The organism is Pseudomonas sp. CFSAN084952 (assembly GCF_009648855.1).
In the GTDB taxonomy this organism is placed as follows: domain Bacteria; phylum Pseudomonadota; class Gammaproteobacteria; order Pseudomonadales; family Pseudomonadaceae; genus Aquipseudomonas; species Aquipseudomonas paracarnis.
Map to the genome: position 1 here is coordinate 4691307 of NZ_CP045767.1, position 16296 is coordinate 4707602.

The 16296-nt window shown below is 61.8% G+C and carries 17 protein-coding genes; 4 read left to right on the top strand and 13 right to left on the bottom strand.

Going from position 1 to position 16296, the window contains the following annotated elements; genetic code table 11:
* Nucleotides 1-57 precede the first annotated feature (57 nt).
* From GH769_RS21310 to GH769_RS21350, 9 genes are all read right to left on the bottom strand, one after another.
* Nucleotides 58-1215, bottom strand: a complete 1158-nt coding sequence (locus GH769_RS21310; RefSeq protein WP_003194468.1) for a D-alanyl-D-alanine carboxypeptidase family protein — start codon at nt 1213-1215, stop codon at nt 58-60.
* Nucleotides 1216-1395: 180 nt separating this feature from the next.
* The gene (locus GH769_RS21315; RefSeq protein WP_014720084.1) at nt 1396-2400 is read right to left on the bottom strand and encodes a septal ring lytic transglycosylase RlpA family protein; all 1005 of its coding nucleotides are present in this window, start codon (nt 2398-2400) and stop codon (nt 1396-1398) included.
* Nucleotides 2400-3410 carry a lytic murein transglycosylase B gene (gene mltB / locus GH769_RS21320; protein ID WP_032904146.1) on the bottom strand — a complete coding sequence of 337 codons (1011 nt, stop codon included), beginning with the start codon at nt 3408-3410 and terminating at the stop codon, nt 2400-2402. Before mltB ends, GH769_RS21315 begins: the two co-directional genes overlap by 1 nt.
* 17 nt (nt 3411-3427) lie before the next feature.
* The gene (gene rodA / locus GH769_RS21325) at nt 3428-4531 is read right to left on the bottom strand and encodes a rod shape-determining protein RodA (protein WP_044268991.1); all 1104 of its coding nucleotides are present in this window, start codon (nt 4529-4531) and stop codon (nt 3428-3430) included.
* 31 nt (nt 4532-4562) lie between these two features.
* Complete coding sequence (mrdA, locus tag GH769_RS21330) at nt 4563-6461, bottom strand: penicillin-binding protein 2 (RefSeq protein WP_014720086.1); 1899 nt, start codon at nt 6459-6461, stop codon at nt 4563-4565.
* Nucleotides 6462-6476: 15 nt separating this feature from the next.
* Nucleotides 6477-6944 (bottom strand): 23S rRNA (pseudouridine(1915)-N(3))-methyltransferase RlmH, encoded by a 468-nt coding sequence (gene rlmH, locus GH769_RS21335; RefSeq protein WP_003176297.1) that lies wholly within the window; start codon nt 6942-6944, stop codon nt 6477-6479.
* 9 nt (nt 6945-6953) lie between these two features.
* Nucleotides 6954-7448 carry a ribosome silencing factor gene (gene rsfS / locus GH769_RS21340; protein WP_003176298.1) on the bottom strand — a complete coding sequence of 165 codons (495 nt, stop codon included), beginning with the start codon at nt 7446-7448 and terminating at the stop codon, nt 6954-6956.
* A gap of 66 nt (nt 7449-7514) precedes the next feature.
* Nucleotides 7515-8159, bottom strand: coding sequence for a nicotinate-nucleotide adenylyltransferase (nadD, locus tag GH769_RS21345; protein WP_003194480.1), 645 nt, complete (start codon nt 8157-8159; stop codon nt 7515-7517).
* Nucleotides 8159-9424 (bottom strand): glutamate-5-semialdehyde dehydrogenase, encoded by a 1266-nt coding sequence (locus tag GH769_RS21350; protein ID WP_020301956.1) that lies wholly within the window; start codon nt 9422-9424, stop codon nt 8159-8161. The genes nadD and GH769_RS21350 overlap by 1 nt, the downstream gene beginning before the upstream one ends.
* 175 nt (nt 9425-9599) lie before the next feature.
* On the opposite strand from GH769_RS21350, the gene GH769_RS21355 reads away from it, so the two are divergent.
* Together GH769_RS21355 and GH769_RS21360 are read left to right on the top strand one after the other, a co-directional pair.
* The gene (locus GH769_RS21355) at nt 9600-10283 is read left to right on the top strand and encodes a DNA-3-methyladenine glycosylase (protein WP_003194484.1); all 684 of its coding nucleotides are present in this window, start codon (nt 9600-9602) and stop codon (nt 10281-10283) included.
* Nucleotides 10284-10439: 156 nt separating this feature from the next.
* Nucleotides 10440-11756 (top strand): bifunctional DedA family/phosphatase PAP2 family protein, encoded by a 1317-nt coding sequence (locus GH769_RS21360; RefSeq protein WP_020301972.1) that lies wholly within the window; start codon nt 10440-10442, stop codon nt 11754-11756.
* Here GH769_RS21360 and GH769_RS21365 read toward each other — a convergent pair.
* The 4 genes from GH769_RS21365 to GH769_RS21380 form a co-directional block, all read right to left on the bottom strand.
* A complete protein-coding gene (locus GH769_RS21365; RefSeq protein ID WP_019818751.1) occupies nt 11750-11965 on the bottom strand; it encodes a hypothetical protein in 216 nt (71 codons plus the stop codon). The two genes, GH769_RS21360 and GH769_RS21365, sit on opposite strands and share 7 nt — an antisense overlap.
* A 100-nt stretch (nt 11966-12065) precedes the next feature.
* Nucleotides 12066-12656 (bottom strand): LON peptidase substrate-binding domain-containing protein, encoded by a 591-nt coding sequence (locus tag GH769_RS21370; protein WP_014720091.1) that lies wholly within the window; start codon nt 12654-12656, stop codon nt 12066-12068.
* 21 nt (nt 12657-12677) lie between these two features.
* A complete protein-coding gene (locus GH769_RS21375; RefSeq protein ID WP_014720092.1) occupies nt 12678-13394 on the bottom strand; it encodes an LrgB family protein in 717 nt (238 codons plus the stop codon).
* Nucleotides 13391-13744, bottom strand: a complete 354-nt coding sequence (locus tag GH769_RS21380) for a CidA/LrgA family protein (RefSeq protein WP_014720093.1) — start codon at nt 13742-13744, stop codon at nt 13391-13393. The genes GH769_RS21375 and GH769_RS21380 overlap by 4 nt, the downstream gene beginning before the upstream one ends.
* A 184-nt stretch (nt 13745-13928) precedes the next feature.
* Between GH769_RS21380 and GH769_RS21385 the strand changes: the two genes are divergently transcribed.
* Together GH769_RS21385 and GH769_RS21390 are read left to right on the top strand one after the other, a co-directional pair.
* A complete protein-coding gene (locus tag GH769_RS21385) occupies nt 13929-14384 on the top strand; it encodes a MaoC family dehydratase (protein ID WP_019818757.1) in 456 nt (151 codons plus the stop codon).
* Between the two features lie 164 nt (nt 14385-14548).
* Nucleotides 14549-16267, top strand: a complete 1719-nt coding sequence (locus GH769_RS21390; RefSeq protein WP_019818759.1) for a C13 family peptidase — start codon at nt 14549-14551, stop codon at nt 16265-16267.
* Nucleotides 16268-16296 lie beyond the last annotated feature (29 nt).

The window sequence follows — 16296 nt, forward strand, 5'->3', positions numbered from 1 at the left end:
GTGGCGACGGGCAAAGCCCCGCGTTGGATCAACGCGGGGCTTTGCAGGTGCACACAATCAGTTGAACAAGCCGTAGAAGAATAGACGGATGCTATCCCATACGCGGCGGAAGATACCACCTTCCTCGACAGCGTCCAGTGCGATCAGGTCGGCGCTGTGCACCACCTTGTCGTCCAGCTTGACTTCAACCTTACCGATCACATCACCCTTGGCGATTGGCGCAACCAATTGCGGGTTCAGGGTCATGCTGGCGGCGAGCTTTTTGAGCTGGCCTTTAGGCATGGTCAGGGTCAGGTCGTCGGCCAGGCCGGCCTTGACTTGCGAAGTCGCGCCCTTCCACACCGGCGCGGTCGCCAGCTCAGCACCCTTCTGATAGAAGGTCTGGGTTTCGAAGAAGCGGAAGCCGTAAGTCAGCAGTTTTTGCGTCTCGGCCGCACGGGCCTGCTCGCTGTTGGTGCCGAATACCACGGCGATCAGGCGCTGGCCATCACGTACGGCGGACGACACCATGCAGTAGCCGGCTTCGTCGGTGTGGCCGGTCTTCAGGCCATCGACGGTCTTGTCGCGCCACAGCAACAGGTTGCGGTTAGGCTGCTTGATGTTGTTCCAGAAGAATTCCTTCTGGGAGTAGATCGCGTAGTGCACCGGGTCAACGCGGATGATGGCGCGCGCCAGGATCGCCATGTCATGAGCCGACGAGTAGTGCTCCGGGTTCGGCAGGCCGGTCGGGTTCATGAAGTGGCTGTTGGTCATGCCCAACTCACCGGCGGTTTTGTTCATCATGTCGGCGAAGGCGTCTTCGCTGCCGGCGATGTGCTCGGCCAGGGCGACGCTGGCGTCGTTACCGGACTGGATGATGATGCCGTGCAGCAGGTCGCTCACGGTGACTTGCGAACCCACCTTGATGAACATCCGCGAACCACCGGTACGCCAGGCGTTTTCGCTGACAGTAACCGGGTCGTTTTCGCCGATCTGGCCGCGACGGATTTCCAGGGTCGCGATGTAGGCGGTCATCAGCTTGGTCAGGCTGGCAGGCGGCAGGCGTACATCACCGCCGTTTTCGACCAGCACGTTGCCACTGGCGGCGTCCATGAGGACCCACGACTTGGCAGCCAGTTGCGGGGAGGCCGGCACCATTTCAACCGCCCAGGCGGCCGGGGTGATGATCAGCGAGATAAGCAGGCACGTGCGTTTGGCTAAGGTGGTGATGTTCATCCGTCTCTCGAAATTGCTTATGGAAACTTGCCCTCGCGGGCAAAACTATTCAGACAGCCCGCTTCCAGACTGTCACGTGTTCGGTTGCCCGCTCACCCCTTGCCCCTGGGTTTTTATTGTTCAACGAGCCAACAACCAGGGCTCGGGCACGCAGACGCCCCCGAGCCATCAATGCGTTACTTATTCTGCGGTGACCACGCTAGGTTGCCCAAGGTTGGCCAGGCGTACGCTGTTCTGCACTTGCGCCACTTCGCTCGGCGAGCCGATCGGGCCCATGCGCACACGGTGCAACGTTTGCTGGTTACGCACGATGGAGCTGATGAAGACTGGCGCGCTGACCATACCGCTGAGCTTGGACCTTAACAGTTCTGCCGCATCCGGGTTGGCGAAAGCGCCGACCTGCAGGTATTGCCCGCCCGCCATCGAGGCGCCCGGTGCCGCGTGAGGGACGACGACGGTATCCGGAGCATGTTGCGCCGGCGGCGGCGTCCACTGCTCGATCTTGCCGGTCGAGGCCGTCACTTGCGGTTGCGGGGTAGCCGGTTCGTTGAGCATCAACGGCGCCGGCTTGCCGCGCTGGGCCCAGTACTGCGCCGGGTCGATGCCTTCGACTTTCACCCGGGCGGTGCCGGTTTCGGCGTAGCCAAGCTTCTTGGCGGCGGCGTAGGACAGGTCGATGATCCGGTCCGAATAGAACGGCCCGCGGTCATTGACCCGCAGGATCACCGTGCGGTTGTTGTCCAGGTTGGTGACGCGAACATAGCTGGGCAGCGGCAGGGTCTTGTGGGCCGCGCTCATGCCATACAGGTCATACACTTCGCCGTTGGCGGTGTTCTGGCCATGGAACTTGGTGCCGTACCAGGACGCGGTGCCCGACTGCACGTAAGTCTTGGATTCCTGCAGCGGGAAGTAATTCTTGCCCAGCACGGTATAGGGGTTGGCCTTGTACGGGCCGGTGTGCAGGGTCGGCGTGGCGTCCGGGATTTTCGACACATCCACATCCCACCACGGCGCGCCGTCTTTGTGCGCGCGGTTGATGTCCAGGCCCGGCTGGGCACGCACGACCGCGCCGCCGGCCTTCTTGGCCGGCGCACGGTTAGGCGTGGTGGAGCAACTGGCTACCAACAAGGACAACGCGGCGAACGCCACCAGCTTGAGCGGTTTTTTGAACGGCGATACCCGCATTACTTGTTGCCCCGTGCTTGAACCAGCTCATCTGACAGCTGATGCACGGCCATGGCGTACATCACACTGCGGTTATAACGCGTGATTGCGTAGAAATTCTTCAGGCCCATCCAGTATTCAGGGCCATTTGCGCCTTCCAGGCGGAATGCCGTCACCGGCATGTCGTCGCGTGGCGCATTCTGACTCGACCAGCCCAGCGCTCGCAACTCCCCGACGGTCTTGACCGGTTCGATACCTTGGGTCAGGCCCTCGTCGGCGCGCTCGCCCGCGACATCGGCGCGGATAACCACCGGCTCGCCGCCCACCCAGCCGTGGCGCTTGAAGTAGCTGGCCACGCTGCCGATGGCATCGTCGGGGTTGCTCCAGATATTGATGTGCCCGTCACCGTCGAAATCCACCGCGTAGGCCCGAAAGCTGCTCGGCATGAACTGCGGCAAGCCCATCGCCCCGGCGTAGGAGCCCTTGAGGCTCAGCGGGTCGACCTGCTCTTCGCGGGCCAGCAACAGGAATTCGCGCAGTTCCTTGCGGAAGAATTCGGCGCGGGGCGGGTAATCGAAGCCCAGGGTCGACAAGGCGTCGATCACCCGGTAGCTGCCGGTATTGCGCCCGTAAAAGGTTTCGATGCCGATGATCGAGACGATCACCTGCGCCGGCACGCCGTATTCTTGCTCGGCGCGGGCCAGTACCGCCTCGTGCTGGCGCCAGAAATCCACGCCGCGGGCGATGCGTGCATCAGTGAGGAACATCGGGCGATAGTCCTTCCACTGCTTGACGCGTTCGGCGGGCCGGGAAATGGCGTCGAGGATCGCCTGCTTTTTCTGGGCTTCGCGGAACACGCCCATCAGTTGCTCACCGGCAAAACCGTAGTCGCGGGTCAGCTCACCGACAAATTCGGCAACCTGGGGAGAGCCATCGTAGTCACCGGCATGCGCCTCTTGCGTTGCCCCCAGCAGCCCGATCAGGCCCATCCAGGTCGCATGCCGAGTCGCCCAGCCGCGCATTACTTGCATTGACATCTTCACCTTATTCAAACCTGTGCGATCCACTTGCGATGCGTATGAATCGACATCAAAACCCCAAACGCTGACAGCAATGTCACCAGCGAAGTTCCGCCGTAGCTAATGAATGGCAACGGCACCCCAACCACCGGCAGCAGGCCACTGACCATACCGATGTTGACGAAAACGTAAACAAAAAAAGTCATGGTCAGGCTGCCGGCGAGCAATTTGCCGAACAGCGTCTGCGCCTGGGCCGTGATCACTAGGCCGCGACCAATCAACAGCAGATAGATCAGCAACAATGCGCAAATGCCCACCAGGCCGAACTCTTCGCCCATCACCGCGATGATGAAGTCGGTATGGCTCTCGGGCAAGAAGTCCAGGTGAGACTGGGTGCCCAGCAACCACCCCTTGCCAAATACCCCGCCGGAACCGATGGCCGCCTTGGATTGGATGATGTTCCAGCCGGTGCCCAGCGGGTCGCTCTCCGGGTCGAGGAACGTCAGGATCCGTTGCTTCTGGTAGTCGTGCATAAAGAAGAACCACATGGCCACCGCCACGGGCACGGCGGCGGCCAGCACGCTGAGGATCCAGCGCCAGCGCAATCCGCCCATGAACAGTACGAACGCGCCACCGGCGAGGATCAGCAACGAGGTGCCAAGGTCCGGCTGGCGCACGATCAGCACAAAGGGCACGCCAATCAGGATCAGGCTGATCGCCACGTGCTTGAGCTGCGGCGGCAAGGTACGCTTGGACAGGTACCAGGCAATAGTGGCCGGCATCAGGATCTTCATGAATTCCGACGGCTGGAAGCGAATCACCCCCGGGATGTTGATCCAGCGTGTGGCCCCCATGGCGTTGTGGCCCATGACGTCCACCACCACCAGCAGCAACACGCCGGCGACATAGCCCAAGGGCACCCAGCGTGCCATGAAGCGCGGCTCCAACTGGGCGATCACCACCATCGACAGCAGGCCCAGGCCAAACGAGGACGCCTGCTTGATCAGCAAGTCCCAGTTCTTGCCGCTGGCCGAATACAGTACAAAAAGGCTGCCGGCCGCCAGGGTCAGCAGCAGGATCAGCAAGGGGCCATCAATGTGCATGCGTTGCAGCAACGTCGCACGGCGACGCATCACATCTTCGCTGGAGAGAATGCGGTCAAAATTACTCTTCACGGGCCGTAACCTCGGGGCTTGAAGGGGGGCCGCCATACTCGGGCTTGAGCCGGCCATCGTCGGCCAGCAGCCAGGCGTCCATCACCTGGCGTACCACTGGGGCCGCGACGCCGGAGCCGGACTCGCCGTTCTCGACCATCACTGCCACCACGATTTTCGGGTCTTCCGCCGGCGCAAAGCCGACAAACAAGGCGTGGTCGCGGTGACGCTCCTGCACCTTGGAGCGGTCATACTTTTCGCCCTGCTTGATTGCGACCACCTGGGCCGTACCACTCTTGCCGGCAATGCGGTACTGCGCGCCGACCGCCGCCTTGCGCGCGGTGCCGCGAGCGCCGTGCATCACCTGCTGCATGCCGTGGTTGACCTTGGTCCAGTCGGACGGGTCACGCAGCACGATGTCCGGAATCGGGTTGTCGTCCACCGGCTTTTCGCCTTCGATGGTCCTGGCCAGGTGCGGTCGGTTCCACACGCCTTTGTTCGCCACCAGCGCCGTGGCCTGGGCCAGTTGCAGCGGAGTGGCTTGCATATAGCCCTGGCCGATACCCAGGATCAGGGTTTCGCCAGGGAACCACGCCTGGCGGCGGGTCGCACGCTTCCACTCCCGCGATGGCATCAGGCCAGGGGATTCTTCGAACATGTCCAAGGAGACTTTCTGACCGAGGCCGAACTTGCCCATGTAGGCAGATAGCCGATCAATCCCCAGCTTGTGGGCCAGGTCGTAAAAATAGGTGTCGTTGGAGCGCATAATCGCGGTGTCCAAATCGACATAGCCGTCACCGGAGCGGTTCCAGTTACGGTACTTGTGGTCGTAGTTGGGCAGCATGTAGTAGCCAGGGTCGTACACCCGGCTTGAGGCCGTGACCACACCAGCATCCAGGCCGGCAATCGCCACCGCCGGCTTGATGGTCGAGCCCGGGGGGTACAGGCCGCGCAACACACGGTTGAACAGTGGCCGGTCGATGGAGTCACGCAGCTCGGCGTAGGCCTTGAAGCTGATGCCCGTCACAAACGGGTTGGGGTCGAAGCTGGGCTGGCTGACCATCGCCAGCACTTCGCCAGTCTTCGGGTCCAGCGCCACTACGGCACCTCGCCGACCGCCCAAGGCCATCTCGGCAGCTTCCTGCAACTTGATGTCCAGGCTCAGGACAATGTCCTTGCCCGGTACCGGATCGGTGCGCTTGAGCACGCGCAATACGCGGCCACGCGCATTGGTCTCGACTTCCTCGTTACCTACCTGGCCATGCAACTCGGCCTCGTAGAAACGCTCGATGCCGGTTTTGCCGATATGGTGGGTGCCGCTGTAGTTGATCGGGTCGAGGGTTTTCAGCTCTTTCTCGTTGATCCGCCCCATGTAGCCAACGGAGTGGGCAAAGTGCGGCCCTTGCGGGTAATGCCGCACCAACTGCGCCACCACTTCCACACCCGGCAGGCGGAACTGGTTCACCGCAATCCGGGCGATCTGCTCTTCGGTCAGCTCGAACAGAATAGGCACCGGCTCGAACGGCCGGCGCCCCTGCCGCATGCGCTTCTCGAAGACGGCCCGGTCTTCCGGCGTCAGTTGCAGCACCTCGACGATGACATCGAGGACCTGCTTCCAATCGCCGGAGCGTTCACGGGTCATGCTCAGGCTGAAGCTGGGCCGGTTATCGGCAACCACTACGCCATTGCGGTCGAAAATCAGCCCACGGGTCGGGGGAATCGGCTGCACATGCACCCGGTTGTTTTCCGACAGCGTGGAGTGATAGTCGTACTGGATCACCTGGAGGAAATACAGCCGCGCAATCAGCACGCACATCAGCACCACCACCAAGACAGCACCGAACACCACCCGCGCGCGTACCAGACGTGCGTCTTTCTCGTGGTCCTTGATGCGGATCGGCTGGGTCATCGGGGGCGGCGCAGACTATTTGTGGTAAGGGTGCCCGGACAGGACTGTCCAGGCGCGATACAGCTGTTCACCGATCAGAATCCTTACCAACGGGTGCGGCAACGTCAGCGCCGACAGCGACCAGCGCTGATCGGCCCGCGCACAGACTTCTGGCGCCAGCCCTTCCGGGCCGCCGACCATGAAATTGACCGTGCGCGAATCCAGGCGCCAGCGATCCAGCTCCACCGCCAGTTGCTCGGTGCTCCAGGGCTTGCCGTGCACTTCAAGGGTGACGATGCGCTCATTGGGGCCGACCTTGGCCAGCATGGCTTCGCCTTCCTGACGGATAAAGCGCGCCACGTCGGCGTTCTTGCCCCGGGTATTGAGCGGTATTTCCACCAGCTCAAGCGACAGCTCAGCGGGCAGACGCTTGGCATATTCGTGCCAGCCTTCTTCCACCCACTTGGGCATGCGTGAACCGACAGCGATCAGACGCAGGCGCACAGCCGTTCCTTATTCCTGGTCTTTGTTGAGCTTGTCGAAGTGCGCGTGGCCCACTTCCGGGCTGTGGTGCTTGCCATCGGCAGCACGGCTCTGCTCGGCGCCTTTCCACAGACGCTCCAGGTCGTAGAACTGGCGAGCGTTGGAGGTCATCATGTGAACGATCACATCGTCCATGTCCAGCAGCACCCAGTCGCTGTCGCCCTTGCCTTCTTCACCCAGTGGCTTGACGCCCTGGGCTTTGACGGCTTCGCGAACCTTGTCCAGCATCGCGCCGATCTGGCGGTTGGAGGTACCGGTGGCGATGATCATGAAGTCGGTGATGCTCTGCTTGTCGCGCACGTCCAGCACCTGGATGTCCTGGGCTTTAACGTCTTCCAGGGCAGCCACGGCGACTTTCACCAGCTCTTCGCCAGCCAGTTCCGGGCCAACATGGGCTTCAACCGGCAGCGGCGCGCTTTTGAAGGTGCCTTTGCGCTTAACTTTGCTTACGTCTTTGTTCGTCATATAAAACTCGTTTTGCTCGTATGTTCGGGCGCTTGCTGCACGGTTCGTGCGTTCAAGCGCGCCTTTTCAGTTCGACGCACGGTAAAGCCCGTGCGCATCGATGTAGGCCAGGACCGCGTCAGGCACCAGGAAACGTACCGACTTCCCGCTGGCCAGCAGTTGACGGATCTGGGTGGCGGACACCGCAAGCGGGGTCTGCCAGACGAATGCAATATTCCCGTTCGGCCCGGTCAGGGCCAAGGGGTCACTTACCGACCGCGCGGCCAGCAGGTTGCGCAAGGCATCCGGCGGTTCGCTGTCGGCATCCGGGCGTTGCAAAACCAGGATGTGGCAATGCTGGAGGAGTTCCTCCCAGCGGTGCCAAGAGGGCAGGCCGCAAAATGCGTCCCAGCCCAAAAGCAGAAACAGTGGGTCATCTGCGGCCAATTCGGCGCGCATCAGCTCCAGGGTGTCGATAGTGTAGGACGGTTTATCGCGCTTGAGTTCGCGATCGTCCACCACCAGCGGCGATATACCTTCTACGGCAACACGCACCATTTCCAGGCGTTGTTCTGCGGCCACCTGCGGCGTGTCGCGATGGGGCGGCCGAAAATTGGGCAGCAGGCGCAGCTCATCCAGCGCAAGGGCATCCGCAACTTCCAGGGCACTGCGCAAATGGCCGATGTGCACGGGGTCGAAAGTACCGCCGAGCAGCCCGATGCGTTTAGTCATCAAGTGCGCACATGACCGTCGCCAAACACCACGTACTTCTCGCTGGTCAGCCCTTCGAGGCCCACCGGGCCGCGTGCGTGGAGCTTGTCGGTGGAAATACCGATCTCCGCCCCCAGGCCGTACTCGAAGCCGTCGGCAAAACGCGTCGAGGCGTTGACCATCACCGAAGCGGAATCCACTTCGTTGAGGAAACGCCGGGCATCGCTGAAATGCTCGGAAACGATGGCGTCGGTGTGCTTGGAGCCATAGGTATTGATGTGTTCGATGGCCTGATCCAGGTCGTCGACGATGCGGATCGACAGGATCGGGGCCGTGTACTCGGTGTACCAATCCTGCTCGGTCGCCTCGATGACGTCCGCGCCCAGCAGCGCACGGGTGCGCTCGCAACCGCGCAGTTCTACCGACTTGTCACGGTAGATGGAGGCCAGCGGCGGCAGCACGCGCTCGGCAATGCCGACGTGCACCAGCAGGGTTTCCATAGTGTTGCACGGCGCGTAGCGGTGAGTCTTGGCGTTGTCGGCAATGCGGATCGCCTTGTCGAGATCGGCGGCGATGTCGATGAACACATGGCAGACGCCGTCCAGGTGCTTGATAACTGGCACCTTGGCATCGCGGCTGACGCGCTCGATCAGGCTCTTGCCACCACGAGGCACAATCACGTCGACGAATTCCGGCATGGTAATCAGCGCGCCCACGGCGGCACGGTCGGTGGTTTCCACCACTTGCACCACTTCGGCTGGCAACTCGGCCACGGCCAAGCCCTGCTGGATGCAGGCGGCGATGGCGCGGTTGGAGTTGATCGCCTCGGAACCGCCACGCAGGATGGTAGCGTTGCCTGACTTGAGGCACAGGCTCGCGGCGTCGATGGTCACGTTCGGGCGCGACTCATAGATAATGCCGATCACGCCCAGGGGCACGCGCATCTTGCCCACCTGGATGCCGGACGGCAGGTAACGCATGTCGCGAATTTCACCGATGGGGTCAGGCAGCTTGGCCACCTGACGCAGGCCTTCGATCATGTCGTCAATACGTGCCGGGGTCAGCGCCAGGCGGTCCAAAAGGGCTGGCTCCAGGCCATTGGCGCGCCCATTGGCCAGGTCCAGTTCGTTGGCGGCGGTCAGCTCGGAGCGCGAAGCATCCAGAGCATCCGCAGCCGCCAGCAGCGCACGGTTCTTCTGCGCGGTGCTCGCACGGGCGATCAACCGCGAGGCCTGCCGGGCAGCGCGACCCAGGCGGGTCATGTAGTCAAGAACGGACTCAGTCATGGTCAGGGAGTCTTGGCAAAGAGGAAAGCGGCAGATTATAGCTGTGACGCCGCCCGACTGACAGCGGTGAGGGGCGGATGGTCGAAATGAACTGTAAAAACCCCAGGTTCAGGCGTAATTAAGCTGAGAGTTGTTATGATTCGGTCACATTTAGCCGTATCAACCCTTGACCGCCATGCCCGATTTTTCGCCCCAACTTCCCGCCAGCCCCCTGCCCGATAGCTTCTTCGACCGCGATGCCCAACTGCTTGCGCGCGAATTACTCGGAAAAGTCATTCGTCATCGTGTGGGCGATCTCTGGCTTTCGGCGCGAATTATTGAAACCGAAGCCTATTACGTGGCCGAAAAAGGCAGCCACGCCTCACTCGGCTACACAGAAAAGCGTAAGGCTTTGTTTCTGGATGGTGGCCATATCTACATGTACTACGCCCGTGGCGGTGATTCGTTGAACTTCAGCGCTCACGGCCCGGGCAATGCCGTGCTGATCAAATCGGCCTATCCCTGGGTCGACGACATTTCCGGCGCGGCGAGCCTGGCGCAGATGCTGTTGAACAACCCCAACCCCGATGGCAGCCCACGCCCCTCGCAGAAACTCTGTGCGGGCCAGACGCTGCTGTGCAAGGCCCTGGGCCTGAAAGTGCCGATGTGGGACGCCAAGCGCTTCGATCAGGAACTGCTGTATGTCGAAGACGTGGGCCAGGTGCCCACGCAGATTATCCAGACCACACGCCTGGGCATCCCCAGTGGGCGCGATGAACACTTGATGTACCGCTTCGTCGATGCTGGCTATGCGCCTTATTGCACGCGGAACCCGATGCGTCGGGGGCAGGTCGAAGGCCGGGATTATTTTTTGATTTAACGCGCGACACATCCCATGTGGGAGCTGGCTTGCCTGCGATAGCAGTGGGCCAGGCAACTTCAATGCTGGCCATGCCGCAGCCATCGCAGGCAAGCCAGCTCCCACAGTTGAATTTCACCGCCTCAAATTCTGTTTTGTATGCATGGAGTGGATTGTATGGGCCAATGGCTCGATAGCATCACCGGCTGGTTGACCCTCAACCCACAATGGCTGGCAGCCGCGGTGTTTATCGTCGCGTGTGTGGAGTGCCTGGCGATTGCCGGGTTGATCGTGCCGGGCACGGTATTGCTGTTCGCAATCGCCGCGTTGGCTGGCAGCGGTGCGCTGCCTTTGAGTGAAACCCTACTGCTGGGCTTCCTCGGCGGTTTATTGGGCGACGGCGTTTCCTATTACCTGGGCCGCCATTTCCATCAGAACATCCGGCGCCTGCCCGGCCTGCGCCAGCATCCTGAATGGATGAACGGCGCAGAAACCTACTTCCACAAGTACGGAATCGCCAGCCTGTTGGTCGGGCGTTTCATCGGCCCATTGCGTCCCATGCTGCCCATGGTCGCCGGCATGTGCGACATGCCCTTCCCGCGCTTTGCCGTTGTGAGCATCATTGCCGCAGCGGGTTGGACCGTGGCCTATCTGCTGCCGGGCTGGGCTGCCGGCGCCGCGTTCCGCCTGCCGTTGCCGGAAGGCTTCTGGCCGGAAGCGGCGATTATCGCGGCGTGCCTGGCGGTGCTGCTGGGGCTGAGTTTGAACAGCAGTTGGCGCGGGCATCGGCGCGCCACCTTGTGGATCGGTTGCGCCAGCCTGGTGTTGTTGATCGCGTTGTTTATCGGCTACCCCCATCTCAACAACTTCGACCAGGGCCTGAGCGCACTGGTGCAGGAACATCGCAGCCCGTGGCTGGACGAAGTGATGGTACGGGTCACCCAACTGGGCGAGTTCAAGAAGATGTTTTTCGCCAGCGCGGTGTTCACTGGCCTGTTGCTGTTGGCACGGCAGTGGCGCCACGCGGTGTTTGTCGGCGCCACCCTCGCTGGCGCGGCAGTGATCAACACCGGCACCAAGCTGTTTTTCGCCCGGGGCCGCCCGGAAATCCTCACCGACCCGCTGACCAGCTTCAGCATGCCCAGCGGCCATGCCTCCGGTGCCTTTGCCTTCTTCCTGGCGCTCGCGGTATTGGCCGGTCGCGGTCAACCCACGCGGCTGCGCCTGACCTGGATGCTGCTGGGCTGCATTCCGGCGGCGTTCATTGCCTTGTCACGGGTGTACCTGGGCGCCCACTGGCCGACGGACATCCTGGCCGGCACCTTGCTGGCGATGACCGTGTGTGCGTTCAGCCTGACGGCCATCCAGTACCGCAGCCCATTGCCAGCCATGTCGCAAAAAGCCTGGTGGCTGCTGCTGCCCGCCGTGGTGGCCGTGCTCGGTTTTATCGCCTTTACCGGCACGCCCCACGCCCTGCTCAGGTACGCCTACTGACCCTTGGCCGGGCCGATCCAGTCCACGGAGGCGCTGCGCCGTTCAACGCAACGTTCGCGGCGCTCCAGTAACATCTCATCAGCCACTTCGGCGGCGCGCTCGGCAATGTACTCCGCGCCCCGCGTGGCTTGCTGCTGGAGTAATTGCGTGGTCACGCTGACAAAATAAGCGTCCCACGCCACTTGTTCCGAGGGTGTCAGCCGAATCATGGTTCTCTCCGATCATTGTTGTGTGATCGGAAAATAGTGCAGGCGACACCGTGGAGACGACCGAGCAAAGTCTGAAAGCGCTGTCAGGCAAATCCGAACCTCAGGTGAACAGCTCGCCCTGCAGTTCATCGAGCAACATCTGGATCGCATCCAGCCGTTGCTGTGGGTCGTCCAGTTGCAGCAAGTCGATCTTGTCGGCTTCGGTAAACGGCAACAGATAGGCCAATTGATTGCCCAGGGCTTGCTGGCCTTCGGCGTGGCCGCCCATGTCCAGCGAGGCCACCATCGGGTGCTCGGCCAGGGCCTCAAGCAACGCCAGCAAGTCGGCGTCCTCTTCGCCCAGCGGCGGGTCCGGCAACTCTTGCAACCATTGCACTTGGGCCACCAGCAATTGGTCTTTCTGCACGTCGGCCTCACGCACGCGGAATCGACGGCCACCTTCGACGCGAATGCCCAGCAGGCCGTTATCCTGCTGCTTGAAGTCACGAATCAGCGCTTCACAACCGACAAGCGCATAGCCGTCAGGGGCCGCGCCCACCTCTGAGCCATCCAGGATGCACACCACACCAAAGCCTTCGCCCTTTTTCATGCAGCGGCCGATCATGTCCAGGTAGCGCGCCTCAAATATCTGCAAGTCGAGGATGCAGCCCGGGAACAGCACAGTGTTGAGGGGGAATAGCGCCAGACTCATAACGGTTTCCTTAAACCTGGGTTAAACAATGACCGACACCGCCAACGGTAGGAACACCGCCGTGGCCACGCCCATCAAACTCATGGCCAGCGCCGCGAAGGCGCCGCATTCTTCGCTTTCCTGCAGGGCCACCGAAGTGCCGACGGCGTGGGCGGTCATGCCCAAAGCCATGCCGCGCGCTTCGGGGCTGCGCACTCCCAGCCGTGACAAGAGCGCTGGGCCGATCATCGCGCCGACCACCCCAGTGATCAACACAAACACCGCCGCCAAGGCCGCTACGCCGCCGATCTGCTCGGCCACCAGCATGGCAATCGGCGAGGTCACCGACTTGGGCGCCATGGTCATCAGCACCCGGTGTTCAGCCCCGAACCACCACCCCAACGCCACACAAAGACCAGTGGCCAATACCCCGCCTACCACCAGCGTAGTAAAAATCGGCCAGAACAATTGGCGAATCCGTCGCAGGTTCAGATAAAGCGGCACCGCCAGGGCCACGGTCGCAGGCCCCAGCAGGATGCCCATGATCTCGGTGCTCTCGCGGTATTCGGCGTAGCTCAGCCCGCAGGTGAGCAGCACGCCGATCACCAGCAACATCGACACCAGCACCGGCTGCAGGAAGATCCAGCGGGTTTTCTCGAACCCCGCCAGCACCAGCTGATAGGCGCCCAGGGTGATACCGATACCGAACAACGGGTGATGAATGACCGCCGTCCAGGCGCCCTGCCAGTCGAGGATCATTGGTCCTTCTCCTTGCGCTTGACCATCTGCTGCATCAGCACGCCGACAAAGCCCATGGCAACCACCAGCGACAGCACCAACGCCCCGACGATGGCCCAAAAATCCGCCACAATGTCCTTGGCGTACACCATTACCCCCACGGCCGGCGGCACCAGCAGCAGCGGCAGGTAACGCAACAGGCTGCCGGCCGCCAGGCTCAGGGGCTCGCCGACTTCACCGCGCCAGACCAGAAAGCCCAGCATCAGCAACAAGCCGATGATTGGCCCAGGCAGCACCGGCACCAGCAAATGATTGATCGCGGTGCCGATCAGTTGAAACAGCACCAGCCAGGTCAGGCCACGTAACAGCATCCCGCTCTCTCCCCCTCAAATCCCGCGCGCATTATACGCACGCCCGCCCTATGCTCCGGCATTCGCCAAAAGCATGTTGGGTTGACCGGGCTGATTGCCCGTGATGATCTACAGTGGTTCTCTGCAACCAAAAAAAACGCCCCTTATCAACGGGCACATAAGTGATGAACCAAGGAGAGACGCAATGCCCTATGTACCCGTAGCGCAGCTCAAAGATTACGTCGGCAAGGAACTGGGACGTTCCGAATGGCTCATCATCGACCAGGCGCGTATCAACCTCTTCGCGGAAGCCACCGGCGATCATCAGTTCATCCACGTCGACCCGATCAAGGCGGCGCAAACCCCGTTCGGCAGCACCATTGCCCATGGGTTCCTGTCGCTGTCGCTGATGCCCAAGTTGATGGAAGACATCCTGATCATGCCCGAAGGCTTGAAAATGGCCGTCAACTACGGCCTGGACAGCGTGCGCTTTATCCAGCCGGTGAAGGTGAACTCCAAGGTGCGCCTGAACGTCACCCTCACTGACGTCACCGAGAAAAAGCCGGGCCAATGGCTGTTCAAGGCGACGGCCACCCTGGAAATCGAAGGCCAGGAGAAGCCGGCCTACATTGCCGAGTCGCTGTCACTCTGCTTCGTATAATCACCACACCTTCCTCTGTAGGAGCGAGCTTGCTGAATAAATGCGGTGCCTGTGAGTTTTTCGCGGGCAAGCCCGCTCCTACAGGTGGTAGATCCTGCGCATAGACCACTAGGTTCGGCACCCCGGCTACGGCATACTCGGCGCTCAATTATCCGGATCCCGCTATGCGCCCACTCGCTCCCCTTGCCCTTGCCCTGTTGCTCACCGCTTGCGGAGACGGCGAATCGCTGTTGCCGCCCGATGCGCGCCTGCCCGATGGCGGCCGCTACCGTGGCGATGTGGTCAACGGTTTGCTGCAAGGCCAAGGCCGTGTGGACTACCCCAATGGCAGTTGGTACGCCGGCCAGTTCGACAAAGGCCAGTGGCACGGCCAGGGCGAATGGCATGGCAGCAATGGCGAAGTCTATAAAGGCGAATTCAAACAGGGCCTGTTTGATGGCCAGGGCAGCCTGACCACGTCGGGCAGTAGCTACGTGGGCGGCTTCAAGAATGGTCGACGCAACGGCGAAGGCACCCTCAAAGAGGGGCAGATGACCTATCGCGGCGAATTCCAGGACGACCAGTATTCAGGCCTCGGCCGCCTGGAACTGGCCGACGGCAGCCAGTATCAGGGCCAGTTCGCCCACGGCAAGCCCAATGGCGAAGGCCAGCGCAATGACGACAGCGGCAACCAGTTCAGCGGCCGCTTTGTCGATGGCCAACTGGAAGGCAATGGCACCTTTAATAGCGCCGAGGGCGATATCTATGTCGGCCAATTCAAGCAGAACCAGCTCAACGGTAAAGGCCGCTACGAGAACGCCGACGGCGATGTATGGATCGGCCAGTTCAAGGAGGGCGCGCTGACCGGCAAAGGCGAACTGATCGGGGTTGATGGCAGCCACTACGTCGGCCAGTTCAGTGACTGGCGCTTTACCGGCGAAGGGCGTCTGAACCTCACCGATGGCAGTTTCTATATCGGTGGCTTTGACAGTGACAACTATCAAGGCCGTGGCACTCTGGTCCTCACCGACGGCACCGTGCAGTCCGGCACCTGGGTCAATGGCCTGCGCGTACGCGACGCCGAGGGCAAGCTGCTGCCCGACCCACTGGAGACCGGCATACTGGCCCAAGGCCGCTTGCTTGATGACGCCCTGGCGACCGTGCCCGCGTCCACCCCGGCGGTGGAGCTGTACACCCTGGTGCTGGCCGGTGACGGCAAACAAAGCGTGTTCCTGCGCGAAGCCGATTACGTCAGCAACCTGCTCGCCACCCGCTTCGGCGCGCGCGGGCAAGTGCGCCTGGTCAACCACCGCGACCATATCGCCGACCGCCCCCTGGCCACCCGCGAAAGCCTGCGCCGCTCGGTACAAACCCTGGCCGAACGGACCGGGCCGGAAGACCTGGTGTTCATTTACCTGACCAGCCATGGCACCCATGAGCATGAGCTGGTGCTCGACCAACCGCGCATGGAACTGGCCGACCTGCCCGCCGACGAGCTGGCCGCCGTGCTCGCACCGCTGAAAAACCGCGACAAGGTCATCGTGATCTCCGCATGTTATTCCGGCGGCTTCATACCGGCGCTCAAAGATGAGCGCACCCTGATCATGACCGCCTCCCGCGCGGACCGCGTGTCGTTCGGCTGCTCGGAAGAAGCAGACTTCACCTACTTCGGTGATGCGCTTTTCGCACAGGCTTTCAACCAAACGGATGATTTGCAACACGCCTTCAAACTGGCACAACTGCACGTGGCCGAACGCGAACAGGCGGACAATTTCGAAGCCTCCGAACCGCAGATCTGGGCGCCTAAGGGCGTGATCGCCCATTGGCAATTATTACGTAAACAGCAGGCACGAAAGGCGCTCGAAAGCGTCTCAATGAATAGCAAGGAAGCCAAAGGCAACTAAGCTGTAACGTGTAACAAGGGGGAAACACC